The organism is Micromonospora sp. WMMA1949 (assembly GCF_027460145.1).
In the GTDB taxonomy this organism is placed as follows: domain Bacteria; phylum Actinomycetota; class Actinomycetes; order Mycobacteriales; family Micromonosporaceae; genus Micromonospora.
The window spans coordinates 2,974,016-2,999,685 of the sequence record NZ_JAPZBG010000001.1 but is presented as its reverse complement, the minus strand read 5'-3'; the positions used below and the strand labels follow the sequence as shown (position 1 = coordinate 2,999,685).

Annotated in this window: 25 protein-coding genes and 1 pseudogene; 10 read left to right on the top strand and 16 right to left on the bottom strand. The window is 74.1% G+C overall.

Annotated features, from left to right (window positions below; translation table 11 throughout):
• Positions 1 to 27 precede the first annotated feature (27 nt).
• The 4 genes from O7607_RS14165 to O7607_RS14150 form a co-directional block, all read right to left on the bottom strand.
• On the bottom strand, positions 28 to 921 hold the full coding sequence (locus O7607_RS14165) for a septum formation family protein (protein ID WP_269703661.1): 894 nt from the start codon (positions 919 to 921) through the stop codon (positions 28 to 30).
• A gap of 228 nt (positions 922 to 1,149) precedes the next feature.
• Positions 1,150 to 1,575 (bottom strand): aspartate 1-decarboxylase, encoded by a 426-nt coding sequence (panD, locus tag O7607_RS14160; protein ID WP_269703660.1) that lies wholly within the window; start codon positions 1,573 to 1,575, stop codon positions 1,150 to 1,152.
• A gap of 30 nt (positions 1,576 to 1,605) precedes the next feature.
• Positions 1,606 to 2,448 (bottom strand): pantoate--beta-alanine ligase, encoded by an 843-nt coding sequence (gene panC, locus O7607_RS14155; RefSeq protein WP_269703659.1) that lies wholly within the window; start codon positions 2,446 to 2,448, stop codon positions 1,606 to 1,608.
• Positions 2,448 to 3,377, bottom strand: coding sequence for a Rossmann-like and DUF2520 domain-containing protein (locus O7607_RS14150; RefSeq protein ID WP_269703658.1), 930 nt, complete (start codon positions 3,375 to 3,377; stop codon positions 2,448 to 2,450). The genes panC and O7607_RS14150 overlap by 1 nt, the downstream gene beginning before the upstream one ends.
• A 193-nt stretch (positions 3,378 to 3,570) precedes the next feature.
• Here O7607_RS14150 and O7607_RS14145 point away from each other — a divergent pair, with 193 nt between their 5' ends.
• Together O7607_RS14145 and O7607_RS14140 are read left to right on the top strand one after the other, a co-directional pair.
• Positions 3,571 to 4,650 (top strand): SAM-dependent methyltransferase, encoded by a 1,080-nt coding sequence (locus O7607_RS14145; RefSeq protein ID WP_269706981.1) that lies wholly within the window; start codon positions 3,571 to 3,573, stop codon positions 4,648 to 4,650.
• Positions 4,647 to 5,816, top strand: a complete 1,170-nt coding sequence (locus tag O7607_RS14140; RefSeq protein ID WP_176722867.1) for an NADH-quinone oxidoreductase subunit D — start codon at positions 4,647 to 4,649, stop codon at positions 5,814 to 5,816. Before O7607_RS14145 ends, O7607_RS14140 begins: the two co-directional genes overlap by 4 nt.
• Before the next feature lie 46 nt (positions 5,817 to 5,862).
• On the opposite strand, the gene O7607_RS14135 is transcribed toward O7607_RS14140, so the two are convergent.
• From O7607_RS14135 to O7607_RS14120, 4 genes are all read right to left on the bottom strand, one after another.
• Positions 5,863 to 7,824, bottom strand: coding sequence for a hypothetical protein (locus tag O7607_RS14135; RefSeq protein ID WP_269703657.1), 1,962 nt, complete (start codon positions 7,822 to 7,824; stop codon positions 5,863 to 5,865).
• 124 nt (positions 7,825 to 7,948) lie between these two features.
• The gene (locus O7607_RS14130; protein ID WP_091425701.1) at positions 7,949 to 8,953 is read right to left on the bottom strand and encodes a glycine betaine ABC transporter substrate-binding protein; all 1,005 of its coding nucleotides are present in this window, start codon (positions 8,951 to 8,953) and stop codon (positions 7,949 to 7,951) included.
• Positions 8,954 to 9,106: 153 nt separating this feature from the next.
• Complete coding sequence (locus tag O7607_RS14125) at positions 9,107 to 9,829, bottom strand: ABC transporter permease (RefSeq protein WP_269703656.1); 723 nt, start codon at positions 9,827 to 9,829, stop codon at positions 9,107 to 9,109.
• Complete coding sequence (locus O7607_RS14120) at positions 9,826 to 10,515, bottom strand: ABC transporter permease (protein WP_013288967.1); 690 nt, start codon at positions 10,513 to 10,515, stop codon at positions 9,826 to 9,828. Before O7607_RS14120 ends, O7607_RS14125 begins: the two co-directional genes overlap by 4 nt.
• Positions 10,516 to 10,517: 2 nt before the next feature.
• Here O7607_RS14120 and O7607_RS14115 point away from each other — a divergent pair, with 2 nt between their 5' ends.
• On the top strand, positions 10,518 to 11,510 hold the full coding sequence (locus O7607_RS14115) for an ABC transporter ATP-binding protein (protein ID WP_269703654.1): 993 nt from the start codon (positions 10,518 to 10,520) through the stop codon (positions 11,508 to 11,510).
• A 2-nt stretch (positions 11,511 to 11,512) separates the two neighbouring features.
• On the opposite strand, the gene O7607_RS14110 is transcribed toward O7607_RS14115, so the two are convergent.
• The 7 genes from O7607_RS14110 to folP all read right to left on the bottom strand — a co-directional run bounded on the left by O7607_RS14110 (position 11,513) and on the right by folP (position 16,192).
• Entirely contained in the window at positions 11,513 to 12,004 is a 492-nt protein-coding gene (locus tag O7607_RS14110; protein WP_269703653.1) for a hypothetical protein, read from the bottom strand.
• An 83-nt stretch (positions 12,005 to 12,087) separates the two neighbouring features.
• Positions 12,088 to 12,390 carry a hypothetical protein gene (locus tag O7607_RS14105; protein ID WP_269703652.1) on the bottom strand — a complete coding sequence of 101 codons (303 nt, stop codon included), beginning with the start codon at positions 12,388 to 12,390 and terminating at the stop codon, positions 12,088 to 12,090.
• Positions 12,391 to 12,451: 61 nt separating this feature from the next.
• Positions 12,452 to 13,684, bottom strand: a complete 1,233-nt coding sequence (locus tag O7607_RS14100) for an ABC transporter permease (RefSeq protein ID WP_269703651.1) — start codon at positions 13,682 to 13,684, stop codon at positions 12,452 to 12,454.
• A 112-nt stretch (positions 13,685 to 13,796) separates the two neighbouring features.
• On the bottom strand, positions 13,797 to 14,285 hold the full coding sequence (locus O7607_RS14095; protein WP_269706979.1) for a DUF3180 domain-containing protein: 489 nt from the start codon (positions 14,283 to 14,285) through the stop codon (positions 13,797 to 13,799).
• An 85-nt stretch (positions 14,286 to 14,370) separates the two neighbouring features.
• A complete protein-coding gene (folK, locus tag O7607_RS14090) occupies positions 14,371 to 14,898 on the bottom strand; it encodes a 2-amino-4-hydroxy-6-hydroxymethyldihydropteridine diphosphokinase (protein WP_269703650.1) in 528 nt (175 codons plus the stop codon).
• Positions 14,895 to 15,254 carry a dihydroneopterin aldolase gene (folB, locus tag O7607_RS14085; RefSeq protein WP_269703649.1) on the bottom strand — a complete coding sequence of 120 codons (360 nt, stop codon included), beginning with the start codon at positions 15,252 to 15,254 and terminating at the stop codon, positions 14,895 to 14,897. Before folB ends, folK begins: the two co-directional genes overlap by 4 nt.
• Positions 15,251 to 16,192 carry a dihydropteroate synthase gene (gene folP / locus O7607_RS14080; protein ID WP_269703648.1) on the bottom strand — a complete coding sequence of 314 codons (942 nt, stop codon included), beginning with the start codon at positions 16,190 to 16,192 and terminating at the stop codon, positions 15,251 to 15,253. The genes folB and folP overlap by 4 nt, the downstream gene beginning before the upstream one ends.
• A gap of 358 nt (positions 16,193 to 16,550) precedes the next feature.
• Between folP and O7607_RS14075 the strand changes: the two genes are divergently transcribed.
• The 7 genes and pseudogenes from O7607_RS14075 (at position 16,551) to O7607_RS14045 (ending at position 24,941) form a co-directional block, all read left to right on the top strand.
• On the top strand, positions 16,551 to 16,865 hold the full coding sequence (locus O7607_RS14075) for a hypothetical protein (RefSeq protein ID WP_013288976.1): 315 nt from the start codon (positions 16,551 to 16,553) through the stop codon (positions 16,863 to 16,865).
• A 14-nt stretch (positions 16,866 to 16,879) separates the two neighbouring features.
• Entirely contained in the window at positions 16,880 to 17,242 is a 363-nt protein-coding gene (locus O7607_RS14070; RefSeq protein WP_013288977.1) for a hypothetical protein, read from the top strand.
• Positions 17,243 to 17,816: 574 nt separating this feature from the next.
• A pseudogene (locus O7607_RS14065) lies at positions 17,817 to 20,657 on the top strand (ATP-binding protein); the annotation flags it as partial.
• A gap of 1 nt (position 20,658) precedes the next feature.
• On the top strand, positions 20,659 to 22,602 hold the full coding sequence (locus O7607_RS14060) for an MFS transporter (RefSeq protein ID WP_269703646.1): 1,944 nt from the start codon (positions 20,659 to 20,661) through the stop codon (positions 22,600 to 22,602).
• A complete protein-coding gene (locus tag O7607_RS14055) occupies positions 22,599 to 23,159 on the top strand; it encodes a hypothetical protein (RefSeq protein WP_269703645.1) in 561 nt (186 codons plus the stop codon). The genes O7607_RS14060 and O7607_RS14055 overlap by 4 nt, the downstream gene beginning before the upstream one ends.
• Complete coding sequence (locus O7607_RS14050) at positions 23,156 to 24,331, top strand: M23 family metallopeptidase (RefSeq protein ID WP_269703644.1); 1,176 nt, start codon at positions 23,156 to 23,158, stop codon at positions 24,329 to 24,331. The genes O7607_RS14055 and O7607_RS14050 overlap by 4 nt, the downstream gene beginning before the upstream one ends.
• Positions 24,332 to 24,341: 10 nt before the next feature.
• Positions 24,342 to 24,941 carry a hypothetical protein gene (locus O7607_RS14045; RefSeq protein WP_269703643.1) on the top strand — a complete coding sequence of 200 codons (600 nt, stop codon included), beginning with the start codon at positions 24,342 to 24,344 and terminating at the stop codon, positions 24,939 to 24,941.
• Positions 24,942 to 24,947: 6 nt separating this feature from the next.
• Here the strand turns inward: O7607_RS14045 and O7607_RS14040 are convergent, their stop codons facing one another.
• On the bottom strand, positions 24,948 to 25,505 hold the full coding sequence (locus O7607_RS14040; protein ID WP_269706978.1) for a hypothetical protein: 558 nt from the start codon (positions 25,503 to 25,505) through the stop codon (positions 24,948 to 24,950).
• Positions 25,506 to 25,670: the final 165 nt, after the last annotated feature.

Here is a 25,670-nt window from a genome sequence, read left to right as displayed (position 1 = left end):
CGCGGGGGGCGTGACGAGTGCGCTCGGCTACCTCGTCCGGCGCGGGAGGGCGGTCGGTCCGGCGCCCTTCAGGGAGGTGGTCACCGTACGGTCGCTGAGCCACAGGTAGCAGCGCACGCCCCGGTCGCCGACCGCCCAGCGGCCGGCGGCGGGCGGCCGGACCACCACGTCGCTGCGGTAGCGCAGGAACGCGTCGGCGGGCACCCCCGCGTAGCGGGCGATCACGCCGAAACAGCCGTCGTAGAGGGGAACCCAGTCCTCCGGCTTCTTCGGGTACGGGCGGTCCGGCGCGGCCCACACGCCGACGAACTCGGCGTCGTGCGCGACAGTGCAGTCGACCGGGGTGAGCCTCTGCACCCGGCCCGCGTCCCGCCCGGTGCGCTGGCAGCCCAGCCGCAGCGGGGACGGCGTCTTGAGCGCGTCACGCAGGCTGCCCGTCCGGGTGACCACGGTGGCCGCCGCCTCGACGGTGGTCAGCTCGGTGAGGTCGCACCGGTACCAGCGGGAGCCGGCCGTCCAGCCGAGGCCGGTCGGCACCGCCACCGCCAGCCGGAGCCGCCCGGCACGCCAGTCGTCACCCACGTACCCGGTGGCCCGCTTGTCGCAGTCGGCGAACGCGGCGCGCATCTCGGGTGAGGCGAGCGGTGGCGGGGCAGGCCGGTCGGCGGTGAACGCACCGACGTGCACGGTCTCCACCCGGTGCGGCAGCTCGCAACCGACCGGCGCGTACGCGGCCAGGCCGACGCTCGCGGTGAAGTCGGCGACCTGGCAGACCCCGGCAGCCGGGGTGAACGGCACGGGAGCGGACATCACGGACCAGTCGTCGGTGAGGTCGCCGTCCAGCCCGCCGGTGCCGGCGCAGCCGGTCAGGGCGGCGCTCGCGACCATCGCGGCGACCAGGAAGCTCATCGCACGGCGCATCGCGGCCTCCCCCAGCCGACGACCGTCGATCCCCGACGGTCCGCCCAGGGTAGCCGAAAATGACCTTCCGGTGACAGACCGCGTTCCCCGCCCGTCCGCCCCGCCCGCGGCCCCCTCTCGCCCCGCCGATCTTGCACTTGCTGCCCCGGCGAAAGGGGCGAACCGCCCGCACAGAGGGCCGAATGTGCAAGATCAACGGCGAGAGGGGGGCGGCGGCGGCCGGGAGGGTCAGCGCGCGGCGGCCAGGGGGTTGGGGATGGGGGCGCCTGCGGTGCCGGGGGCGGCCGTGGTCGGGTCCGTGGTGAGGTCTACGACCTTGTTCTCCGCGTCGACGTGGACCACCTTCGGGCGGTACGCGCGGGCCTCGGCGTCGTCCATCTGCCCGTACGAGATCAGGATGACCAGGTCACCCGGGTGCACCAGGTGCGCGGCGGCGCCGTTGATGCCGATCACGCCGCTTCCCCGCCGCCCCGGGATCACGTACGTCTCCAGCCGGGCGCCGTTGGTGATGTCCACGATCGCCACCTGCTCGCCGGGGAGCAGGTCCGCCGCGTCGAGCAGATCCTCGTCCACCGTCACCGAGCCGACGTAGTGCAGGTCGGCCTGGGTCACGGTGGCGCGGTGGATCTTCGACTTGAGCATGGTCCGGAACATCGGGGTGCCTTTCCGCATTCGTGGTGGGGTTCAGGGACGCGGCGCGAGGTGGATCGCCGTGTTGTCGATCAGGCGGGTGGCGCCGACCCAGGCCGCGACCAGCAGCCGGGCCGGACCGGCGACCGGACCGGGTTCCAGCTCGGTGTCGGTGAGCACCAGGTAGTCCAGGCGGGCGTCCGGCGCGTCGAAGGCCCGGTGCGCGGCGGCCAGCACCGCACCCGCGTCCTCGCCCCGCTCGGCCGCCGCCGCACCGGCCCGCAACGCGGCGGACAGGCTCAGCGCGGTCTGCCGCTCGGGCGCCGACAGGTAGCGGTTGCGGCTCGACATGGCCAGCCCGTCCGGCTCCCGGACGGTCGGCACGCCGACGATCTCGGTCGGCACGTCGAGGTCGCGGACCATCCGGCGGACCAGGGTGAGCTGCTGGTAGTCCTTCTCGCCGAAGAAGGCCAGGTCGGGGCGGGTGAGCTGGAGCAGCTTCATGACCACGGTGAGCACCCCGTGGAAGAAACCGGGGCGGCTCAGGCCCTCCAGGTCCTCGCCGAGCGGCCCCGGGTCGAGCCGTACCGTCGGGCGGCCCTCCGGGTACATCTCGGTCACCGAGGGCGCGAACACCACGTCCACCCCGGCCCGGCGGCAGATCTCCAGGTCGGTGTCGAGCGTGCGCGGGTAGCGGTCGAAGTCCTCGTTCGGGCCGAACTGCAGCGGGTTCACGAAGATCGTGACGATCACGTGGCCGGCGCGCTCGCGGGCGGCGCGCAGCAGCGCCTCGTGCCCGGCGTGCAGCGCGCCCATGGTCATCACCACGCCGACCCGGCCGGCCATCGCCTCCCGGGCCGCCGCCAGCTCCTTGCGCGTGTGCAGCACCTCGGCCATCAGGCCGCCACCTCGATTCCGTCGAGCACATTCCGCAGCACGGCGGCGTCCGCCGGGCGAAGGCGGCCGACCGCGACGGCACGATCAGCCGTCCGTCGTGCCAACGCCAGATACGCGGGTACGGATTCCGGCGCGGTCCGCGCCAGCCGGTCCAGATGCCGGCGTACGGTGCCCGCGTCACCCCGCGACACCGGGCCGGTCAGCGCGTCGTCGCCCAGCCGCAGCGCGTTCTCCAGCGCCGCCCGCAGCAGCGGGGCGAGCACCTTCTCCGGCCGCTCCACCCCGGCGTCGCGCAGCCGGTCGGCCGCCTCGTTGACGAGCGTGACCAGGTGGTTCGCGCCGTGTGCCAGCGCCGCGTGGTAGAGCGGCCGGTCGTTCTCCCCGACCCACTCCGGTACGCCGCCCAGGTCGGCCACCAGCCGGGCCGCGAACGGGCGCAGCTCAGCCGGGGCGGTCACCCCGTAGGAGATGCCGGGCAGGCGGGACAGGTCGTCCGGCGTACCGGTGAAGGTCATCGCCGGGTGCAGCGCGAGCGGCCGGGCGCCCGCCTCGACGGCCGGGGCCAGCGCGGCGAGCCCGTGCGCGCCGGAGGTGTGCGCCACCACCTGGCCGGGACGCAGCGCGCCGGTCGCGGCCAGGTCCGCGACCACGCCCGCCAGTGCGTCGTCCGGGACCGCGACGATCAGCAGATCGGCGGCGGCACGCGCCACCTCGGACGCGGTGCGGTGCGGGGTCTGCGGCAGCAGCAGCGCCAGCCGGGCCCCTGTCGCGCCCGAGGCGCCGGACGCGGCGACCACCCGGTGGCCGGCGGCGGCGAGGGCCGCGCCCAGCACGGCGCCGACCCGGCCGGCGCCGAGGACGCCGACGGCGAGGGTACGCGGGAAGACGAGCGGGGCAGCGGTGGCCCGGGGGCGCAGCGGTGCGCTCATGGCAGCGATCCAGTCCTCGAAGGGGGTACCGGTCGATGGCAAGTATGCGCCCGGGTGACAGAGCGGAAACAAGAAGGTGTGAAAACCTTCACCGACCGCCCGAAGCGGTCGCCCCGGTGGCGGGCAAACCGCCCTTTCGGGTACGTCCCGTAGGGTCGGCACGGTGACCACCCCGCTGCGCTGGCGCGACGCGATGGAGCGGGCGCTGTACGGGCCGGACGGCTTCTTCGTCTCCGGCGCCGGGCCTGCCGCGCACTTCCGCACGAGTGTGCACGCCTCACCCGTCTTCACCGCCTGCCTGGCGCGGCAGCTCGAGCTGGTGGACGCGGCGCTGGGGCACCCGGCCCGGCTGGACGTGGTGGACGTGGGCGCGGGGCAGGGCGAGCTGCTCCGGGCCCTGCTGACCCAGGCCGCACCCGCACTGGCCGCCCGGATCAGGCCGGTAGCTGTGGAGCGGGCCACCCGCCCGCCGGACCTGCCCCCGGAGATCGACTGGCGCCCCGACATCCCCGACGGCATCACCGGCCTGCTCCTGGCCACCGAGTGGCTGGACAACGTCCCCCTCGACGTGGCGGTCCAGACCCCGGCAGGCTGGCGCCTCCTCCTGGTGAACCCGAAAACCGGCGAGGAGACGGTGGGCCCGGCCCCGTCCCCCACCGACACCACCTGGCTGACCGCCTGGTGGCCCCCGGCCCCCACCCCGGCCCCCACCCCGGTGATCAAGGAGTTTGTGGCGGCGGAGGGCCCGGATCAGGACACAAACTCCTTGATCAACGCCGTCGGCGAGGTCGGGGGCGCGGGCGCGACCGGTGGGCGGGGGGAGATCGGGGTGGGACGGGATCGGGCCTGGGCGGAGGCCGTGGGGAAGGTCGCGCGCGGGCTGGCGCTCGCGGTGGACTACGGGCATCTGCGGGACTCGCGTCCCCTGGACGGGACACTCACCGGGTACCGGGGTGGGCGGCAGGTGCCGCCGGTTGCGGACGGGTCGTGCGACGTGACGGCGCACGTCGCCATGGACTCGGTCGCCTCCGCCGGTGAGCGGGTCGCGCGGTGCGCGTACTCCCTGGTCTCCCAGCGGGAGGCGCTGCGGGCGCTCGGGGCCGACGGCGGGCGACCGCCGCTGAGCCTGGCCGGCCGCGACCCGGCCGGCTACCTGCGGGCGCTCGCCGCGGCGTCGGCGGCGGCCGAACTGACCGACCCGGCCGGGCTCGGCGGGCACCTGTGGCTGCGGCAGCCGGTCGGCGTCGCGCTCGACGCGGTCGTGGCACGATGACGGGCATGACCACGGACGCCGCCGACCTCCGCGAGCTGACAGTCGGTACCGGCGCCGGGGGTGAGCAGCTCGGCACCGACATGGTGCTGAACATCGGGCCGCAACACCCCTCGACGCACGGTGTGCTGCGGCTGAAGCTGGTGCTCGACGGGGAGCGGGTGGTGGCCGCCGAGCCGATCGTCGGCTACATGCACCGGGGGGCGGAGAAGCTCTTCGAGGTACGCGACTACCGGCAGATCATCGTGCTGGCGAACCGGCACGACTGGCTGTCCGCGTTCTCCAACGAGCTGGGCGTGGTGCTCGCCGTCGAACGGCTGATGGGCATGGAGGTGCCGGAACGCGCCACCTGGCTGCGGATGGCGCTGGCCGAGCTGAACCGGGTGCTCAACCACCTGATGTTCCTCGGCTCGTACCCGCTGGAGATCGGCGCGATCACGCCGATGTTCTACGCGTTCCGGGAACGGGAGACCATCCAGGCCGTGATGGAGGAGGTCTCCGGCGGCCGGATCCACTACATGTTCAACCGGGTCGGCGGCCTGAAGGAGGAGGTGCCGTCCGGCTGGACCGGGCGCGCCCGCGCCGCCATCGCCGAGGTACGCCGCCGGATGCCGGACCTCGACAACCTGATCCGGCGCAACGACATCTTCCTGGCCCGTACCGTCGGGGTCGGCGTGCTGTCCGCCGCCGACGCCGCCGCGTTCGGCGCGTCCGGGCCGGTCGCCCGCGCCTCCGGGCTCGACCTCGACCTGCGCCGCGACGAGCCCTACCTGGCCTACGACCAGCTCGACGTGCCGGTGGTGACGAAGACCGCCGGTGACTGTCACGCCCGCTTCGAGGTGCTGCTCGACCAGGTGTACGTCTCGCTCGACCTCGCCGAGCAGTGCCTGGACCGGGTGGACCGGATCAGCGGGCCGGTGAACACCCGCCTGCCGAAGGTGTTGAAGGCACCGGAGGGGCACACGTACGCCTGGACCGAGAACCCGCTCGGCATCAACGGCTACTACCTGGTGTCCCGGGGCGAGAAGACGCCGTGGCGGATGAAGCTGCGCACCGCCTCGTACGCGAACGTGCAGGCGCTGTCGTCGCTGCTGCCCGGCTGCCTGGTGCCCGACCTGATCGCCATTCTCGGGTCGATGTTCTTCGTGGTCGGCGACATCGACAAGTGATCGGGGCCGTCCCCTCGGGGCGGCCGACGGCGGTGAACGGGCGCGGTCAGCGCCAGCGGTCGGCGGCGGTGTCCCGGTGCGGCCGGCCGTGTCCGCCCTGCTCCGGGCTGCGCCACTCCGGCTCCGCCGGCCGCCATTCCGGCTCGGGCCGACGCCACTGCGACTCGGTCTGCCGCGTCTCCGGCTGACGCCAGTGGGGCTCGGCCTGATGCCGCTCCGGTTCCGATCGGTGCCACTCCGGTTCCGGCTGACGCCACTCGGGTTCGGGCTGACGCCATTCCGGGGGCGGTTGGCGCCACTCCGGCTGGCCGTTGCGCTGCGTCGGCGGCCGCCACTCGTCCGGCACCGGCACCCCGCCGGCCGGCAGCGCCGGGTGGCTCTCCCCGGACCAGCGGTCGTCGGTTCCGTCCGGCGCGCTCGCGTCCGGCCGACCGGCGCGCACCGATGCCCACCGGTCCTCGACCCGGTACTCGGTGCCGCCGCCGTCGGCGTGCACCGCGGCCCGCCGTTCCCCGAGCCGGACCTCCCGGCCGTCACCGTCGTCGCGGACCGCCGCCCACCGGTTGCCGGCACGCATCTCGGGCCACTGGTCGCCGTCGGTGCCCGCCCGGCCTCCCGGGGTGTCCGGTGCGCCCGCCGCCGGCCAGGTGCTCGCCGACCGGCCTGCCCGGTCGTCCCCGCCGCCGGGCCACTGCCGCTGCTCCTCCGCCGCCGTCCGGCTCCGGTCGCCCGACCAGCCACCCCCGGAGGTACGCCCGGACCAGCCCTGTTCCCCGGCGGTACGCCCGGACCAGCCCTCTTCGCCGTCGGCGGTCCGGGCGACACCCGCCCACGGATGTTCGGTGCCCGGACGCCCGGCGTCGGTCCACGAGTGCCCGTCGTCGCCCGGCCCGGTGCCCCAGCCACCGTCGTCCGAGGCGGCGCGACGGCCCGGCCGGTCGCCCGGTTCGCGGTGTCCCGCGCGCCACTGGTCGGCCGGGTCCGCGCCCCGGGAACGGTCCTCGTCCGACCAGCCACCGGGGAATCCGCCGTACCGGGTTCCGGCCGGCTCACCGCCACCGACGATCGTGTGCCGGGTGGTGACGTGCACCGTCTCGGTGTGGTGGACCACGCCCACCGGCCGGGTCTCCGGCCGGGCCACCGGCTCGGACACCCGCGCCGCGCCGTACACCCCGCTCGCGGGCCGCTCCGGACGCACGGTGGCCCGCGCCGGCTCGGCGTCGTGCCGGCCGGTCCGTGCCGGGTCCGCGTCGTAGTGGCCGGCCCGGGGCAGCTCGGCGTCGACGTGGTCGGCTCGCGGCGGGTCGAGGTCGTAGCGGCCCGCCTGAGGCGGGTCGGCGTCGTAGCGACCCGCTCGGGAGGGCTCGGCGTCGTAGCGGCCGGTCCGGGGCGGATCGATGTCGTGACGGCCCGACCGGGACACCTCGGAGTCGTAGCCGCCCGCGCGGGGCAGGTCGACGTCGTGGTCGGTTCCGTAGCGGCCGCCGGAGTACGCGGCCCGGGCCGGTTCGTCCTCGTCCCGGCCGGCTGGGTGCGCCCGCCCCGCGGCGGCCGTGCCGGCGACCGGCACCCGGGCCGCACCGCTCGGACGCTCCGGCGCAGCGGACGCGGACACGGGCGCGGAGGCCAGTCCGGCGGCGGCCGCGTCGAGCCGGTGCCGGACCGCGCCGGCCGCCTCCTCGGCACGCCGTGCCTGGTCGAGCGCCTGGTTGCCACGCTGGGCCGCCGCCACGATCTCGGCTCGCAACTCCCGCCGGAGCTGCGCCAGCTCCTCGCGCAGTTCCTCGGAGGCGGCGCCCCCGGAACCGCTCTCCGGTCGCAGCGCGATGGACAGGCCGATCAGCACGACGGCGAGGATCGCCAGGACGGCGCCGAACCGGAGCGAGCCGTTGCCGTCGGCGATCAGCAGGATGAGCGCCGCCAGGGGCGCCAGCCCCACACCGACCCAGAACAGGACGGTGAGCAGGGCGGGCGTGCTCTTGTCGGCGGGCGCGACCGGGGCGGGCATGGCTGAGCAGATTACCGAGAGTTCCCCCTGATGGGAACGGGTCGGCACCATTCGATGCGCGGCCCGCCGAACAGGGCCGCCCTGCCGCCGGCCGGCACACGTCGTGCCGGCCGGCGGTGGCGCGTCAGCTCGTGGCCAGAGCGGCGTCGGAGGAGAAGACCAGGCCGACGCTCGCCGAGCCGGTCTTCAGTGCGTTCTTGGTCTGCGGGCCGCCCGCATCCAGCGAGCTGAACGAGCCGGCCTTGAAGTCGTAGACCTCGACCAGACCGGCCTGGCACTTCGGCCGCTGCGGGCACTCCGGCGGCCCGGCCAGCACGGTGGCCTGCCCGGAGCACTTGGCGGCCAGCTCGGAGAGCGTGGACACGCCGTACTTGTCGGCGAACGCCTTGGTGACCGCGAACGCGTTCTGGTCCTGCGCCTGGGAGGGCTGGCCGAAGACCAGGCCAGCCTTGTCACCCTCGGTCTTCAGCGCCGCGACCGTCTTGTCCAGCTCCGGAGATGAGACGGGCTGGGCGTCCTTGCCGTTGGCCTTGGTGTTCAGGAACTCCGCCATGGTGGCGGCGTACTCCGGGACGACCTGGATCTGCCCCTTCTCCAGGGCCGGCTCGTACAGCTCCCGGTTGCCGATGGTCTGCACCTTGACCTGGTAGCCGGCCGCGGTGAGCGCGATCTTGTAGAGCTCGGCGATGGTCTGGCTCTCGCTGAAGTTGCCGGCGCCGACGGTGATCTGCCCGCCCGGACCCTTCTCGATCCCGTCGGTCACGCCGTTGGCGGAGGCGAACTCCTGCGCCGCGACCTGCGGCGTCTTGCGGTCGACGTCGACCGCCCGGTTGAGCTGGATCAGCTTCGGGGTGTCGAGCTTCGCGGAGACCTTGTCCAGCGCGGCGACGAGCTGCGGCGTGGCCGCCTTCGCGTTGATCGCGGGGATGACGTTGTCGGTGTTCTGGAGCTTCTTGTCGTCGGTCAGGACGACGAGCTGGTCGCCCGCCACCGGAGCGCAGCCCGCCCCCGAGGCGCCCTGCTCGGGCGCGTCGGTGCCGGACGAGCCGGCGTCGCCGCAGCCGGTGAGGAGAACAGCCGCGGTGAGTGCGCCGAGCGCCCCCGCGGCCAGTGTCGTACGCGCGCGCATCAGTGCCCGCCTTCCGTGTCCCGGCGCGACCCCCTCGGGCCGGCCGCGTGTCCGACGGGCGATCCGGACGGCCACCCGCGACTCCAGCCAATATCTTCCGGACCCGACCGACAAACTCGGAGCGGTTTTCGTCACCCGATCGTCACCGGCGGCTCAACCGCCGGTCGTCGCCGCCGTCGCGCGGCGGCTCGCCCGGCGGCGGACCCGGCGCAGCGGACGCGGCGTGACCATCCGCTCCACGATCGCGAGCAGCCCCTCGACGAGCAGCGCCAACCCGGCCACCAGCACCCCGCCCGCGATGATCTGACCGCCGCCGGCGGCGATGTCGAGCCCGAACCCGGCCCGGATGATCTGGCCCAGCCCGCCGCCGTTGACGAAGGAGGCGAGCGCGGCGGTGGCCACCACCTGCACCGCCGCGGTCCGGAAGCCGGCCGCCAGGTAGGGCACGGCGAGCGGCAGCTCCACCCGGCGCAGCACCTGCCCGCCGGACAGGCCCATTCCCCGAGCCGCGTCCCGGGCCTCCGGATCGGCCTGCCGCACCCCGGTGTACGCGTTGGCCAGCAGTGGCGGAACCGCGAAGACCGCGAGCGCCACCACCACGGCCGGCCGGCCGAAGCCGAGGAACGTCAACGGGAGGATGGTCAGCAGCGCCAGCGTCGGGATCGCCAGCGTGACGTTGGAGACCAGCAGCACCAGCCCGCCGCCCCGGCCGCTGTGCCCGAGCCAGAGCCCGATCGGCCAGGCCACCAGGCAGCCCAGCAGCACCGCCAGCGCGGACATGCTCAGGTGTTCACCGAGGCGGTCCAGCACGCCGCCGGGGTTCGTCCAGTTCAGCGGGTCGTTCAGCCAGACCACTGCCTGCTCGACGGGGTTCACCGGGCGGACCTCCCGCGCAGCCAGGGGGTGAGCAGGCGGCCCACGCCGGCGAGCACCAGGTCGAGCACCAGCGCCAGCAGCACGCACAGCACCGTGCCGGCCATGATCTGTGCCTTGTAGAAGTTGTTCTGGAAGCCGGCGAAGATGAGCTGACCGAGCCCGCCCCGGCCGACCACCACGCCGACGGTGACGAGCGCGACGGTGGACACGGTCGCCAGCCGTACGCCGGTGAGGATGCCGGGTAGCGCCAGCGGCAGCTCGATCCGGAACAGCCGCCCCCACCTGCCGTACCCCATGCCCTCGGCGGCCTCGCGTACCTCGGGCGGCACCTGGTTCAGCCCGGCCAGCGCGTTGCGCACGATGACCAGCAACGCGTACAGCGCGACCACGGTGAGCACGGTGATCGCGCCGATGCCCAGGTACGGCGCCAGGAACGCGAACAGGGCCAGCGACGGGACGGTGTAGAGCACCCCGGTCACCGCCAGGATCGGTGCCGACAGCGACCGGAACCAGTACGCGAGCACCGCGAGCGGCAGCGCCACCAGCGCGGCGATCACCACGGCCCGCGCGGTCAGCCAGGTGTGCTCCCGCAGCGCGGCGAGGATCGTGTCAGAGTTGTCCCGCACGTACTGCCAGGAGAACCACGGATTACCCGGGTCGGCCCGGTAGCTCAGGTGGAGGGACACACGTGGACGGTACCCCGGGGAGCACCGCCGGAGGCGGCGCGGCGTCGATCACCCTGGAGCGCATCCGCAAGCGCTACCCGGACGGCACCGAGGCGGTACGCGAGCTGAGCCTGGAGGTCGCGGCCGGCGAGCTGGTGGTGCTGATCGGCCCGTCCGGCTGCGGCAAGTCGACGGTCCTGCGGATGATCAACCGGCTGATCGAGCCGACCGACGGGCGGATCCTGCTCGGCGACGACGACGTCACACGGGTCGACCCGGTGGCGCTGCGCCGCCGCATCGGATACGTCATCCAGAACGTCGGCCTCTTCCCGCACCAGACCGTCGCCGCGAACGTGGCGACCGTGCCCGGCCTGCTGGGCTGGTCGAAGCAGCGGACCCGGGACCGGGTCGGCGAGCTGCTGGAACTCGTCGGTCTGGACCCGGCGCAGTTCGGCAGGCGGTACCCCCACGAGCTGTCCGGCGGGCAGCGGCAGCGGGTCGGCGTGGCCCGCGCGCTCGCCGCCGATCCGGTGGTGCTGCTGATGGACGAGCCGTTCTCGGCGGTGGACCCGATCGTCCGGACCCGCCTGCAGGAGGAGTTCCTGCGGCTGCAGGCCGAGGTGCGCAAGACGATCGTGCTGGTCACCCACGACCTCGACGAGGCGGTCCGGCTGGGCGACCGGATCGCGGTGCTGTCCGAGGGCGGCCGGCTGGAGCAGTACGACACGCCCGCCGCGCTGCTCGGCGCGCCCGCCTCGGACTTCGTCCGGGAGTTCGCCGGCGCCGACCGGGGCATCCGGCGGCTCGCCGTCACCCCGGTGACCCACGCGGTGCTCGACCCGCTCCCGGCCGACGCCGGCACCGGCCTGCCCACTGTGGCGCTCGGCGACTCGGCGTACGACGCGCTCGGCGCGCTGCTCACCTCCGGCGCCGAACACGCGGTGGTGACCGAGGAGGGCCGCGCGGTGGGGCTGCTCGCCCGGAGCCGGGTGCTGACGCTGGGCGCTGTGGACTGAGCTCAGGCCCGTCCGCCGAGGCTGGCCAGCCCGACGATCCAGCCCGCGAAGAAGCCGTACGTCACGCCGGTGCTGGCGGCCTGGAACGCGGCGAACAGCGAGCCGTGCGGGCCGAGGAGCGTGGCGAGCAGGGCACTGAGCCCGCCCGCGAGCGCGTACGCACCCCAGCCGGACAGGAACTGGCTGCCCGAGGACGTCACCCGGTCGGTCTGCGGCCCGGGCAGCAGGTACAGCAGCGCCGCCGCCAGCACGAGCAGCAGAATCGCCCGCAGGTTGGTGGCGAACACGCCCTCGTCGGCCTGCCACCGCCAGGACGGCCAGGCGAGCAGCCGCAGGAACCAGCCACCGGCGCCGGTCGGGTCGGTGCCGCGCTGCGCCCAGTCCACGTACATCGGACTGCCGCCGACGGCGACGAGCAGGAACGCGGCGAGCGTGCCGGTGCCGGCGGCCGAGCCGTACCGGGAGACGGTGCGGGGGCGGTTGCTCAGAGCCATGCGGCGGTCAGTTCCCGGCCGGTCCCGCCGGGCAAACCTGCGCAACCGGTCGGCCGCCGTCGGCCGACGGGCGGTCATCGACCTCAGTGCTTCATCAGGTAGTCGATGAAGGCGGCGCGCAGCAGTGGCGCGGACTCGTCGTAGCCGTGCCCGGTCAGCTCACGCCAGAGCGCGTTCGCCTCGTCGATGGTCGGGCCGATCGAGTTCGGCGCGCCGTCCAGCGCGGCGGCCTCGTCGGCGTTGGGCAGGTGCCGCAGGACCGACCAGAAGAAGCCCACGTCGCGGCGCTCGCGCGCCAGGTTGAACGCCTGCTCGCGCAGCTCCTCGGTGGAGAGCTTGTCGAGCTCGTCGAAGGTGCGGCCGCCGGGGGCAGGAGTATCGGTCATGCCGCCGAGCCTAACCGGAGAGATCAGCCCGGGCGCGCCGGACGCACGGCCATCGGCGGGGTCAGCGGTCGTCGGAGTCCCAGCGCCGGGGCTCGCTGTCCCAGCGCGGCGCCTCCCACGCCTCCACCGGGGTGTCGTGCTGGCGTACCGGCAGCACCGACGGCCAGGCGTCGGCCGGTTCGGGCGCCGGGGTCATCCCCCAGCCGCCGCTCGTCACGCCGTCGCGGAGCGGGCGGACCGGGCCCGGTGCCACGGCCGCCGGGGGCGCCGGGCGGGGGCGGCCGAACGTCTCCACCAGCCGGGTGACGAGCAGCCCGGCGCCGAGCACCGCGCCGCCCAGCGCCCACCGGCCGACCGACCAGCCCTGCGGGACGGTCCAGGCCAGGAACACCACCACCAGGCAGACCGCGAACAGGGTGCCGAAGATGCCGCCGCGCCGCCCGTACGCGCTGGTGCCGGCGAGCATCACCGTGCCGACCGCCAGCACGGTCCAGTCCAGCCCGGTGCCGGGCGTGACCTCACCGTCCCCGTTCGCCGCGATCAGCACGCCGCCGAGCATCGCCAGCACCGTCGACCCGACGAGCGCCAACGCGGTCACCGTGGCGGCCACCGCGCCGCGCCGCCGGGCCGGGTCGGCGACCGGGCGGAACCGGCCGATCAGCCGGCGTACCGGTTTCATCGCGGCGAACAGACCACCGAGGACGGCGACCGCGGCGAAGCCGACGAAGAAGTACAGCGCGTTGCGGCGGGGGTCGTAGTCGCTCTGGACCGCCACCGGCACGCTCCGGCGCTCCAGGTAGACGATCACCCCGGCGGCGCCGGCCAGGCTCGCCGCCCATCCGGGCACGTGCAGCACCACCACGGCCAGGGCGAGCGCCAGCCCGGCCGCCGCCGCCAGCGCCAGCGCCGGCAGCAGCGCCTCCCGCATGCCCCGGTCGCCCTGCTCGGCGAAGTGCAGCGCGGCGGCCAGCGCCACCGGGCCGATCGCCAGGTTCACCGCGCCGGCCCGCAGGCTCAGGCCGGCGGCGAGGGTGAGCAGGCCGAGCGCCGCCACGTCGACGAGCAGCGTCTTCAGGGCACCGCCGCGCAGCGCGTCCGCGTCCTCCCGCCAGAGCAGCCAGGCCATCGCGACCAGGCCGGCCAGCAGCACGAACTCCCAGACCACGTGCACCGCGATCCGGTCCCGGCCGGGTTCGCCGTGCGCCGGGTCGTCGAAGACGTTCTCCAGGACGGCAGCGGGCACTCCGGAGGACGTCTCCGGCGGCGCTGTCCGGCCCGCATCGTCGTACGCCATTGGCTCGCGCCTCCCCAGGTGGCCGCGTCCGGCCCACGGGCGGGCGGACCGTGGCAGCCGTCGCTCTCCGGTCGCCAGGGACGGTACCGCCGGGCCGGGGTGGGGGGAACCCTCAGAGACGCCCGCGGGGCGTCTCCCGGTCGCCCGGCTCGCGGTCCTCGTCGTCCTCCTGCTCCGGGACCCGGCAGGAGCGTTCCAGCCAGAGCGCGGCCGCGACCAGCGCCAGCGCGGCGACGAGGCCGCCGAGCGCGGCGGGCCGGTCGCCCTCCGCCGCGTTCGTGCGCTCCACGAACAGCCAGCCGGTCAGGCCGGCGTAGAAACCCGCGAAGATGGCCCCGGCCAGCGCGGACGCCTTGGCCAGCACCACGAACCGGGCGACGAGCAGCGGATTGACCGGCTCCCGGCCGGGCCGCCGCTCGATCCGGCCCCGGGTGTTCACCGCCGCGTAGCCCTCCAGCACGGCGAGCCCGGCCAGCGTGATCACCGGCAGCCAGGGCAGGTCGGGCGCGAAGTCGTAGTAGAAGCCGCTGATCAGCAGCCAGGCCACCGCGGCGGCGGCCAGGCCGGCCACCACCAGCGTGGAGGCCCGGGTCGGACCCATCCGGAAGCGGTCGGGCTCCTGCGGGGAGCGGGCGGTGCTCACCGCGGGTCCTCAGCTCGCGACTGCGCGGCCGCGCTCCAGCGGGTCATGTCTCCGACTCTAGCGTCAGATCGGGTCGCGGGCTCAGTTCCAGGGCGTCCCCCGCCAGCGGCTCGGCGTTGAGCAGGTCGGTCAGCCAGCCGTGCCCGGGCAGCCGGCCGTGCGGCTCGATGTCGATCCACGGGCGCAGCACGAAGGCGCGCAGGTGGGCCCGGGGGTGCGGCACGGTCAGCTCGGGATCGTCGCGCAGCACCGGCTCGCCGGCGTCGTCCCAGACGGCGATCACGTCCACGTCCAGCGTGCGCGGCCCGTACCGCCGCTCGGGGTCGCGGGCGCGCCCGGCCGCCGCCTCCGCGGCCCGGGCGTGGGCCAGCCAGTCCTCCGGCGCCGCCGCCGGGTCCGCGACCATCACCACCGCGTTCAGGTACGCGGGCTGGTCGGCGTCCCCCCACGGTGGAGTCTCGTAGACCCCGGAGACCAGCAGCACCCGGTCGCCGAGGGCGGCGACCGCGGCACGCAGGTGGCCGAGGCGGTCGCCCAGGTTGCTGCCGATCGACAGCACGGCCCGGGTCATCGGGTACGCCGCATCGTGACCGCCACGTCCCGGAAGGCGTGCGGGATCGGGGCCTCCGGCTTGTGCACGGTCACCGTGGCGGCGGCCACCAGCGGCTCGGCCAGGCAGACCGCGAGCAGCCGGTCGGCGAGCGTCTCGATCAGGTTCACCGGCTCGCCGGTGATCTCCGCGACCAGACGTTCGGCCAGTTCGCCGTAGTGCACGGTGTCGGTCACCTCGTCCGAGCGCGCGGCCGGGCCGAGGTCGAGTTCGAGCACCGCGTCGACCACGAACTCCTGTCCCTGGGCGCGCTCGAAGTCGTAGACGCCGTGGCGGCCGTGCGCGCGCAGGCCGGTCAGTTCGATCCGGTCGGTCATCTGTCGTCTCCGCTCGTGCCGGTGGTCGCTTCCGCCGGCCGTGCGCCGCCGGTGGCCGCTTCCGTGGGCGGCGCTGTCGTACGCCGTGCGCCGGTCGAGCCGGCGAGCCGAGGGCTGCCGGTGGCGCGCCAGACGGCGAGCGCGTCGGCGGTGGCACGGACGTCGTGCACGCGTACCCCCCAGGCGCCGGCCGCGACGGCGAGGACGCTCGTCGCGACGGTGGCGGCCTCCCGCCCGGCGGTGGGCCGGGGTTCGCCGGCCGGGTCGGCGAGCAACCGGCCCAGGTAGGACTTGCGGCTGGCCCCGAACAGCACCGGGAAGCCCAGGTCGACCAGCTCGGTCAGGCGGGCGCTGAGCGCCCAGTTGTGGGCGGCGGTCTTCGCGAAGCCAAGGCCCGGGTCCACGATGATCCGGTCGGCGGCCACCCCGGCGGCGAGCGCGATGTCGACGCGCCGGCTCAGCTCGTCCCGGACCTCGGTCACCACGTCGGTGTACGTGGCCAGCTCGCGCATCCCCCGGGAGTGCCCCCGCCAGTGCATGAGCACCCAGGGGCAGCCGGCGTCGCGGACCACCCGGGCCATGTCCGGGTCGGCGAGGCCGCCGGAGACGTCGTTGACCACGTACGCCCCGGCGGCGAGCACGGCCTCGGCGACCCGGGCCCGGCTGGTGTCGATGCTGACCGGGATGCCGGCGGCGCTCAGCTCGCGGACCACCGGCAGCACGCGGGCGGTCTCCGTCTCCGCGTCGACCCGGTCGGCGCCGGGCCGGGTGGACTCGCCACCCACGTCGATCAGGTCCGCACCCTCTCCGCGCAGTCGCACCCCGTGTGCGACGGCAGCGTCCAGATCGGCGTATCTGCCGCCGTCGGAGAAGGAGTCGGGCGTGACGTTGAGGACGCCCATCACCACCGGGGTCTCCGCCCGTACCAGATCGGTCACGGACCCGACAGTACCGTTCGCCGGCAGGGCTTCCGGCCGCCGGGCGAGCGCGTGACGCGGCACCCCTGACGTGCGCATTGGAACAGGTGTACGATCGGTCATCCGGGTCATCGGAGGTCCACTCTTCGCGGCTTGTCGCAAAGGTGGCCGGGCCGTACGCTTTGGAATTGCCCAGCATCGAGATGGCGAAGCCTGGAGGGAGGGCCGAAGCGGGAAGAATCCCCCCAAAACTCACCACTCTGCGTGGTGGGTGACGGACTCAGCGTTGACGGCGCTGTCTCTGACGAGCACCATCCCGCCAGGCTTGCCTACTTGCACCAACGCGGCGCCGCCGGCCGCGACCTTGGGGAGGTTTCCAGTGATCGCCATCGAGCTCATGGCTACGGCGTCCAGTGCCGTCGACCACGCGCTCCACACCCTGGCGTCGACTCCACTCGCCGAGCCGGCCCCGAAGGGCATCGACACCGACAACGTCGTCACCTTCTTCGCCAGCAAGATCGCGCCGATCCTGCTCGCGGTCCTCGGCGTGATCTTCATCGGCCGTGCCAGCCGTGGTGAGATCTCGAAGGTGCTGACCAGCTCGGCCATCGCCATCATCGGCCTGGCCTTCATCGCCGGTGCGGCCACACTCTTCTTCGTCGGCGACTACCTGATCAACCTGATCTTCGAGTAGGGCGTTGGGCGACGATGCGGCTGCGCACCGACGACGACATCTACCGGGCACGCCTCGTCTATCTGGGGCCGCCCGGGTACACCCTTCCCGTCCACCTGCCGTACGCCCAGTACGGCCTGTTCATGCTGCTCGTACCCCTCTACATGTTCATCCACTGGTTGTTCACGCTCCAGGTCGAACTGTTCCCCGCCTGGGAGATCTCGCTGGCGATCGTGACGACCTCGTTCATCTTCCGGTACGTCGACCCGGACCGGCCCGCGCGCATGGTCATCCGGACCGCGCTGACCGACTGGCGACGCACCCGGGAACCGGCCACCGAGCAGCGGGACCCGCGGCTCGTCGCGAGCCGGATCAGGATCCGGGAGGAACTGGCATGACCGGGCGTACGACAACCGTGCAGACGAACGACGCGGGTGAGGCGGTCGCATGAGTCGCTCTTCCACGCCGGGTTCCCCGGCCGGGCGCCCGGCCGGGCCCAACGGTAACCGTGCGCGATCGTTCGACTACCCACCGGACGAGGATCTGGACGAGGTCGTCCTCGACAGCGCGCTCGTGACCAGCCCCGGGCACAGCCGCGTCGGCGTCTTCCAGCCGCCGCGACCGATCACCCCGCGCGAGCCGGTACGCCCCGACGGCGACATCGACTCGCCCTTCCTCGACCTGTTCGGCGGCGCGCAGCCCCGGCGGCGACCCGCCGCGACGCCGCCCCCGCCGGTCGAGCCGGTGGTGGCGCCGCCGCGCCGCGGCGTCGGCCGCGAGCCCCTGCCGATCCCGCACCAGCCCGCCGTGCCGATCGAGCCGGCACCCCGGCCCCAACCGGACCCACCGGTCCGCGAGCAGGCCCCAGGGGTACGCGCGGTCGGCCGTCCCCGGCCCGAGCCCGCACCGCTGCCGGTCGAGCCGGCCCTGCCCGACCCGCCGGCCGCGCTCGCCCCGCCGCCGCCCTCCCGGAGCCGGGTGCCGCAGCAGGCCGGCGACCGGCTGCCCGCGGTCCGTCCCCCGGCCGAGCCCGAGCCGGTGCTTCCGCCGCCACCACCGATCCCCGCACCCGTACCCGCTCCCGCCGACCACCGGGAACCGGATGTCACTCCCGCGGAGCCGATCGCGTCCGGCGCGGCACCGTCCCGTGAGGTCGGCCGCGCCACCCAGCGCGAGGTGGCGCCGCCCCGGCAGCGCACGCCGGAGCGCCGCAACCGGCCGACCAAGCCGGTCCGGGTCCGCGCCCCGAAGATCAAGTTCGGTGACCGGGACCCGTCGGTCGAGCTGGCCATCACCGAGATCGCCGGCCACCTCACCTTCACCCCGAACACGGTCACCGCCTGGTACTGGCTGCCCGAGGTGCGGTGGGCGTTCCGGCCCGACGCCGAACGCGAGGCGCTGCTCTCGGCGATCTCCGAGCAGTACGCCGGACTGGCCGGGTTCCGGCTGCACCTGCGCCGCACCACCCGGCCCTTCCCGGCCGACGAGTGGGCCCGCACCATCGACGCGCACACCGCCGCCCCGCTGCCCGACGTGCCGGGCACCACCGGCTGGGCCGATCACCTGGTCGCCGCCCAGCGGCACCTGATGGCGGTCAACCACGCCGAGGGCCAGACGTACCTCGGTGTCACCTTCGCCCGCCGGTCGCTCGGCGACTCGCTCACCGAGCGCCTGCTGCGTACGTTCGGCCGGGGCACCGCCGACGGCGAGCGGCGCCGGCTGAGCCGTACCGTCGAGCAGTTCGACGAGGTCCTCGGCGCGTTCGGCATGCGCGGACGGCGGGTCACCGCGCCCGAACTGGAATGGCTGCTCTACCGCTCGGTGGCGCTGTGCATGGCGCCACCCGGCGTCCTGTCCCCGATCACCAACGGCCGGTGGGAACGCGGCGACCTGCTGGCCCTCACCGAGCAGGTCGAGCGCTACCGCACCCCGTACGGCTCGACCGTGAAGCTGGTCAACCGGATGACCGGCGAGGAACGCCACGTCGCCGTGCTCGCGGTCGGCCGGATGGAGCCGCTGGAGATCCCCGAGCGGCACGAGCCCTGGCTGCACTTCCACGAGCGGCTGCCGTGGCCGATGGAGCTGTCCACCCGGGTCGACATCCTCGGCCCCAACGACTCGTTCCGGAACCTCGAACACCGGCTCCGGATGATCCGCTCGCAGCAGCTCGACTACGCCGAGCACGGCATCGACGCGCCGCCGGAGCTGGAACGACTGGCCAAGCGCGCGCTGGTGATCGGCGACGAGATGACCACCGGCCTGCCCGTCGACTCGGCCCGGGCACACGGCTGGCACCGGATCGCGGTCGGCGGCCGTACCCGGGAGGAGTGCCTGGAACGGGCCCGGCGGCTCATCCAGCTCTACTCCCGCGAGCTGCGAATCTCGCTCCAGCACCCGAAGAACCAGGACTGGCTGGCCCGCGAGTTCATCCCCGGCGAGCCCATCGCCAACACCGGCTACGTCCGGCGCATGCCCGTCAACCTGCTCGCCGCCGCGCTGCCGCAGGCCGCGTCCACAGTCGGTGACCGGCGCGGCGACCTGATCGGGCGTACCGCCGGCACCTGCCGCCGGCCGGTCTTCCTCGACCTGCACTTCCCGATGGAGGTACGCGAGCGCTCCGGCCTCGCCGTCTTCGTCGCCGAGCCCGGCGGTGGCAAGTCGACGCTGCTCGGCGCGCTCGGCTACCTGGCCGCGCGGCGCGGCGTGCAGGTGACGCTGCTCGACCCGTCCGGCCCGCTGGCCCGGCTCTGCGCCATGCCCGAGCTGGCCCCGTACTCCCGGGTGCTCAACCTGACCGGCTCGGAACAGGGCACGCTGGCGCCGTACGCGCTGATCCCGACGCCGCTGCGCAGCGAGTTCGGCGCCGGGGCGGCAGGCGACCGGGAGTTCGAGATCGCCGTGTCGAACGCCCGCGCCGAGCGCCGGATGCTGGTGCAGGACATCTGCATGATGCTGGTGCCGCCGCAGGTGGCCCGGGAGGCGTCCACCGCCACGCTGTTCCGGCACGCCGTACGCCAGGTGCCCGCCGAGGAGACCTCCACGCTCGACGACGTGGTGACCTGCCTACAGGGGCTCGACGACGACGCCGGCCGCGAGCTGGCCCACCTGCTGCTCGACACCGCCGAGATGCCGCTGGCCATGCTCTTCTTCGGCCGGCCGCCGGAAGGGCTGCTCGGCGCCGACGCCGCGCTCACCGTCATCACCATGGCCGGCCTGCGGCTTCCCGACCTCAAGATCGAGCGGGAGTACTGGTCGGCCGAGGAGGCGCTCGCGCTGCCGATGCTGCACACCGCGCACCGGCTCGCCGTACGCCGCTGCTACGGCGGGTCGATGTCCTCCCGGAAACTGGTCGGCCTCGACGAGGCGCACTTCATGGAGGGCTGGCGGTCCGGGCGCTCGTTCCTGGTCCGGCTCGCCCGCGACTCCCGCAAGTGGAACCTCGCCGCACTCGTCGCCTCGCAGAACCCGAAGGACATCCTCGGCCTCGACGTACAGAACCTCGTCTCCACCGTCTTCGTCGGCCGGATAGCCGAGGACAGCGAGATCGCCTCCGAGGCGCTGCGCCTGCTGCGGGTGCCCGTCGATGACGGTTACGAAGCGACACTCGCCTCGCTCTCCCAGGCGGACAGCGGATCGGCCAACCGGCTCGGCTTCCGCGAGTTCGTCATGCGTGACGTCGACGGGCGCGTGCAGAAGGTCCGGGTCGACGTGTCGTACGTCGACGGGCTGCTGGAGCACCTGGACACCACCCCCGCCGCGGTCGCCCAGGCCGCCGGGATACTGCCGACCGTCCTGGCTGATCTGGAGGCGTGACATGGCGAGGGCCCGGGCACGGATTGCGGCGCTCCTCCTCGCGCTCGGCGTACTCGCCGGGGCCACGATCTCCTGGCCGGTGATCGGGGCGGCCACACCGGCGTACGCCGCCGCGCCGGTCACCCAGGCGCGCGCCGAGCTGTGCACCACCAAGGAGTGGCAGGCCGACTTCCGGTCCTGCGTCGGCAAGCTCAAGGCGGTCAGCGAGGACCAGGTCGAGTGCCGCAACGCACCGGTGCCCGCCGCGCCGGACTCAGGCCTGGCCGGCTGGTTCGCGTCCCGGCCCGACTCCGCGAAGGAGCCCGGCCCGAAGGGCCTCTACAGCGACTACGGGTACGCCGGCTACAGCTACAACACGTACGACGTCGACGGCGGCTGCGCCTCCTCGGTGCTGCATCCGGACTACCGGTTCACCACGATGGTCGCCAACGGCGAGTTCATGTTCGCCAACGCGGTGATCGGCGCCTCGAACGCGCTGCGCGAGCGCGCCTGGGATCCGCGGACGATGTGGAGCTGGGCCGACCCGCTGGTGGAGCAGGCCACGAAGGCCGTCTACCAGAAGGTGTTCAGCGTCTTCGGCATCATCACCGTCTGCGTGGTCGGGCTCTACCTGCTCTGGCGCTCCCGCCAGTCGGACATGAGCAACGCGATGACCACCGCGGGCTGGGCGCTGCTGGTGATGGTGGCGGTGACCGCGCTGGCCGCCTGGCCGGTGAAGTCCGCGAACATCGCCGACAACACGCTGATCACCACGCTGGGCGTGGTACACGACGCGGTCGGCCCCTCCTCCAAGACCGTGCCGCCGGACAAGTGCGTGCTGCCGAACCCCAGCGCCTGCGTCGACAAGCGGCCACCCGCCGTCCGCGCCAGTGACACGGCGACCGAGACGATGCTCTACCGGAACTGGCTGCGCGGTGTGCTCGGCTCGGCGGACAGCGAGACCGCGAAAAAGTACGGCCAAGCGCTCTACGACGCTAAGTCCCTCACCTGGGAGGAGTCGGAGAAGCTCCGTCAGAACCCGGCGACCCGCGAGGGCACGATCAAGGCCAAGCAACAGCAGTGGGCACGGGTCGCCCAGCAGATCGAGACCGAGGACCCCGAGGCGTACGAGTACCTCAAGGGCACCAAGGACATGGACCGGATCGGCGCCGGGTTCATCGCGGTGCTGGCTTCCGTGTTGTTCGCCATGTTCGACCTCACCGCCTCGCTGCTGGTGCTGCTCGGCTTCCTGATCTTCCGCTGGGCGGTGATCGCCGCGCCGATCCTCGGCACCGTCGGCCTGATGCGCCCGGCCAGCGCCGGCCTCCGGCGGCTGGCGAACGCGGTGGTCGCCGCGGTCTTCAACATCGCCATCTTCGGCACCGGCGCGGCCATCTACCTCTTCGCCGTCGACCTGATCATGAACACCGCCACGCTGCCCGGCTGGCTCCAGGTGGTCCTGGTCTGGCTCTGCGGGGTGGTCGGCTGGTTGCTGCTGCGGCCGTACCGCCGGATCACCCAGCTTGGCGGGAAGGACAGCAGCGAGGCGGTCAGCTCGGCCGGCTCCTGGCACCGCCGGTTCTTCCGGGACATGCGGATCGCCGCCCGGCTGGACGTGGCCGAGCCCGGCGGCACCAACGAACCGGCCATCGGCAAGCGCCGCGCCGTCGCGGCCGACCAGCGCAGGCTCCGGCCGGAGGCTCGGCACGAGGATCCGGCACACAGCGCCACACCCGCCGAACGGGAACGACCGGACGGGCGGGAACGGCCGGCGGAGGTGCCCACACCCGAGCGGCCGGGTGGGAGTCCCGCCGCCACGCCCCGGCCCCGGCGCGCGCCGTCGACCTGGACCGAGCCGGACGTGCCGGAGGAGTCGCCCTCCTACGCCGTCTACCGGCCGGACTCGGCGGGCCGCGGCACCGCCCCGGCCCGGCCGGCACCGCGCATCCGCTCCGAGGCTCGGTGAGTCCGGTGCGACGCGCGCTGGAATTCCTCTTCACCCGGATCCTCCGGTCCCGGATCGGCGTCGCCCTCGTGATCGCCGTGCTGGTCTTCGGGGTGATCGGCGCGGCCCGCCTGGTCGCCGGACCCGGCGATCCGAACCTCGGCCTGACCAGCCGACCCACCCAGCCGATCAGCACCGCGGACCCGGAGGCCGGTGACGACGGCGTGCTGGCCAGCCCGCCGACCGCCGTCGCTCCGAAGACCCGAGCGGGCGAGGACACGCCGGAGGAGGTCGCCGGTCGGTTCACCACCGCGTGGCTGAGCGGACCGGGCAGCAGCGGCGACGCCTGGCAGGCCCGCCTGCGACCGCTCTCCACCCCGGCGCTGGCCGAGAAGATGACCGGCGCCGACCCGGAGACCGTGCCCGCCCGGAGGACCACAGGCGCTCCGACGCTCCGGCCCCGTACCGAGTCCTTCGTGGAGGCGCTGGTCCCGCTGGACAACGGCACGCTCCGGCTCGAGCTCGTCGCTCCGGACGGGCCCTGGCTGGTGGACGCGATCGACTGGGAGCGGTCGTGACCGCCGGCCCGACCGTCGCCGGGCAGGTGCGCCGGAAGCTGCGCCTGGGCGTGGTCGCCACCGCCGTCACGAGCGTGCTCGCCCTGCTCTGCTGTGTCGGCGGCGCCGGTGCCTTCCTCCTCACCGAACTGGGCGGCGACGAGGACGACCCGAAGCTCGCGGCCCTGAACTGCGACCCGGCCTACCAGGTGAACCTGACCGGCGACATGCCGCGCTTCGCCGAGTACGGCGAGCGTCAGCTGCGCAACGCCGCGGTCATCATCAAGGTCGGCCAGGACATGAAGCTCCCCGCTCGCGGCTGGGTGATCGCGCTGGCCACCGCGATGCAGGAATCAGCGCTGCGCAACCTCGCCAACAGCACCGTCCCGGCGTCGCTCGCGCTCCCCCACGAGGGCGTGGGCGCCGACCACGACTCGCTCGGTCTGTTCCAGCAGCGGCCCGGATGGGGCAGCGTCGAGCAGCGGATGACGCCCTCGTACGCGGCCCGCAAGTTCTACCAGAAGATGGAGAAGGTGCCGAACTGGCAGCAGCGTCCGCTCACGGTGGTCGCCCAGAAGGTCCAGGTCAGCGCCTACCCCGACGCCTACGCCAAGCACGAGGAGCTGGCCGGGCGCATCGTCGACGCGCTCGCCGGCGGCGCCGCCCGGACCGTGGAGATCGCCGGCAAGGCGGTGTGCGACGCCGCGGCCGGAGACCGGATCGCCGCCTCCGGCTGGACCGCGCCGCTGCCCGGCGGCGTGGTCTCCGGCTTCCGCACCACCGCCCGTCCCAGCCACCACGGCGTGGACCTGGCCGCCGACAAGGGCACCCCGATCCACGCCGCCTCGGCGGGCCGGGTGCTGGTGGCCCGCTGCGACCCCGACCGCTCCGGTCGGCGCGACTGCGACCGGGACGGGTGGCCGGACAAGGGTGGCTGCGGGTGGTTCGTGGACATCCTGCACGCCGGCGGGTTCATCACCCGCTACTGCCACATGGTCGAAAGACCGAGGGTGGTGCCGGGCCAATCGGTCGCGGCGGGCGAGGTCATCGGGCTCTCCGGCAGCAGCGGCAACTCGTCCGGCCCGCACCTGCACTTCGAGGTGCACCGCAACGGCGACCGGTCCAGCAACGGCGCGGACAACCCGGTGCCCTTCATGCGCAAGCGGGGCGCGCCCCTCGGCGAGACCGGGTAAGGCCGGGCGGATGAGCAATCCCCTCCCCGACCCCTTCGCGGACCGGCCGGACTGGGCGCCGCTGCCGCCGAGGCCGGTGGAGACCGTGCCCGCCACGGGCGGGACCGACCTGCGCGGCCGCCGCGTGCTCGTCGGTCTGCCCGGCCTCGGCTGGCGCGGCGACCTGCGGGCCGACGAGCGGGTGGTGCAGGGCAGCCGCACCTACGTGCCGGTGATCCCGGAACACGAGTGGTACCGGGCCGAGGCCGAGCAGGTCGAGGTCTTCGCCCCGCTGGTGCCCGTGGAACGGGTCTGGGTGGAGACCATCGGCGAGCGACGCACGCCGACCGGGGCGACCGCCCCGGGACTGCGGCTGGTCTCGCTGGACGTGCCGGAACGACGGCCGCCCACCCCGGTCTTCGAGGCCGACGCGGTGACCGGGCGGCGCGTGGTGCACGTGGACAACGGCGTGGAACGGCGCGACCTGCGTGCCGTCACCGAGACCTACTCCGGCGCGGACGGCGACATCTGCGTGCGGGTGGCCCCGGAGCTGGAGTGGTACCGGTGGGCCTGGCGCGGCCAGGCACCGACCACGTTGGAGGTGCCGGTGCACCTGCTCTGGCTGGAGTAGCCGACGTCAGCCGACGCGCTGCGCCGAGCAGACGCCCCACCCGTCCTCGCGTCTCGTTTCGAAACGCCACCTCTGGCGATCGCTCTGCGAGATGCCCTCGACGGAGGCGGAGATGATGAGTTCGACCTCAACGACTGCGGATTCGCGGGACTGCTGGACGGCCAGCGGGCCCCAGCTCACCGAGATTGTCGTGTTGAAGCGCTGCTCCCGGGCTACGAGGTCGTCGCGAAGCGCTCGCAATGCGTCCGCGTCAGCCCTTCCGGCGCAGTCGAATTCCTCGGCCTTCGTGTCGTTGCGGTCCACGAGGAACGCCCGGAGGTAGTTGTCCACCACGACGTCAGGGGCGCTCCGGTCGGGGGCGGTTGCGCGGTCGTACAGCACGAACCCGACCACTCCGCCGACAGTGCACAGCAGCGCCACCACCCCCGCGACGACAGCGAGCACGCTGCGCACCGGGCGCTTGGGGCGTACCGGGGCGGGAGCGGGGGCGGGGGGCGCCAACTGCTCCGGCGGGGTTCGCTGCGCCGGTACTCGGGACACCTGGGAACCGGCGGGGGGCTGCACTGATTCCACCTCCTGAGGCTATCGGCTGCGCCTCGCGTACCCAATGCCTGGAAGCGGCGGATCGTGGCGAACCGCCGGGCGGACGCCGCCCGGCGGCGGGGTGAGGCTGCTCACCGCCGACCAGCTCACCGCGCCGACCGACATCCCGGTGGACAGCCGCCGCCT

Bases quoted from the DNA above. Each gene is read 5' to 3' on its own strand.
- O7607_RS14070 (WP_013288977.1), top strand. From the start codon at position 16,880: ATGCGGCTGCGCACCGACGACGACATCTACCGGGCACGCCTCGTCTAT.
- O7607_RS14130 (WP_091425701.1), bottom strand. From the start codon at position 8,953: ATGCGCGCGCGTACGACACTGGCCGCGGGGGCGCTCGGCGCACTCACC.
- panD (WP_269703660.1), bottom strand. From the start codon at position 1,575: ATGTTCCGGACCATGCTCAAGTCGAAGATCCACCGCGCCACCGTGACC.
- O7607_RS14135 (WP_269703657.1), bottom strand. From the start codon at position 7,824: ATGCCCGCCCCGGTCGCGCCCGCCGACAAGAGCACGCCCGCCCTGCTC.
- O7607_RS14045 (WP_269703643.1), top strand. From the start codon at position 24,342: ATGAGCAATCCCCTCCCCGACCCCTTCGCGGACCGGCCGGACTGGGCG.
- O7607_RS14145 (WP_269706981.1), top strand. From the start codon at position 3,571: ATGGAGCGGGCGCTGTACGGGCCGGACGGCTTCTTCGTCTCCGGCGCC.
- O7607_RS14095 (WP_269706979.1), bottom strand. From the start codon at position 14,285: ATGGGTCCGACCCGGGCCTCCACGCTGGTGGTGGCCGGCCTGGCCGCC.
- O7607_RS14165 (WP_269703661.1), bottom strand. From the start codon at position 921: ATGCGCCGTGCGATGAGCTTCCTGGTCGCCGCGATGGTCGCGAGCGCC.
- O7607_RS14150 (WP_269703658.1), bottom strand. From the start codon at position 3,377: ATGAGCGCACCGCTGCGCCCCCGGGCCACCGCTGCCCCGCTCGTCTTC.
- O7607_RS14060 (WP_269703646.1), top strand. From the start codon at position 20,659: ATGGCGAGGGCCCGGGCACGGATTGCGGCGCTCCTCCTCGCGCTCGGC.
- O7607_RS14140 (WP_176722867.1), top strand. From the start codon at position 4,647: ATGACGGGCATGACCACGGACGCCGCCGACCTCCGCGAGCTGACAGTC.
- folK (WP_269703650.1), bottom strand. From the start codon at position 14,898: ATGACCCGGGCCGTGCTGTCGATCGGCAGCAACCTGGGCGACCGCCTC.
- O7607_RS14100 (WP_269703651.1), bottom strand. From the start codon at position 13,684: ATGGCGTACGACGATGCGGGCCGGACAGCGCCGCCGGAGACGTCCTCC.
- O7607_RS14110 (WP_269703653.1), bottom strand. From the start codon at position 12,004: ATGGCTCTGAGCAACCGCCCCCGCACCGTCTCCCGGTACGGCTCGGCC.
- panC (WP_269703659.1), bottom strand. From the start codon at position 2,448: ATGGCCGAGGTGCTGCACACGCGCAAGGAGCTGGCGGCGGCCCGGGAG.
- folB (WP_269703649.1), bottom strand. From the start codon at position 15,254: ATGACCGACCGGATCGAACTGACCGGCCTGCGCGCGCACGGCCGCCAC.
- O7607_RS14105 (WP_269703652.1), bottom strand. From the start codon at position 12,390: ATGACCGATACTCCTGCCCCCGGCGGCCGCACCTTCGACGAGCTCGAC.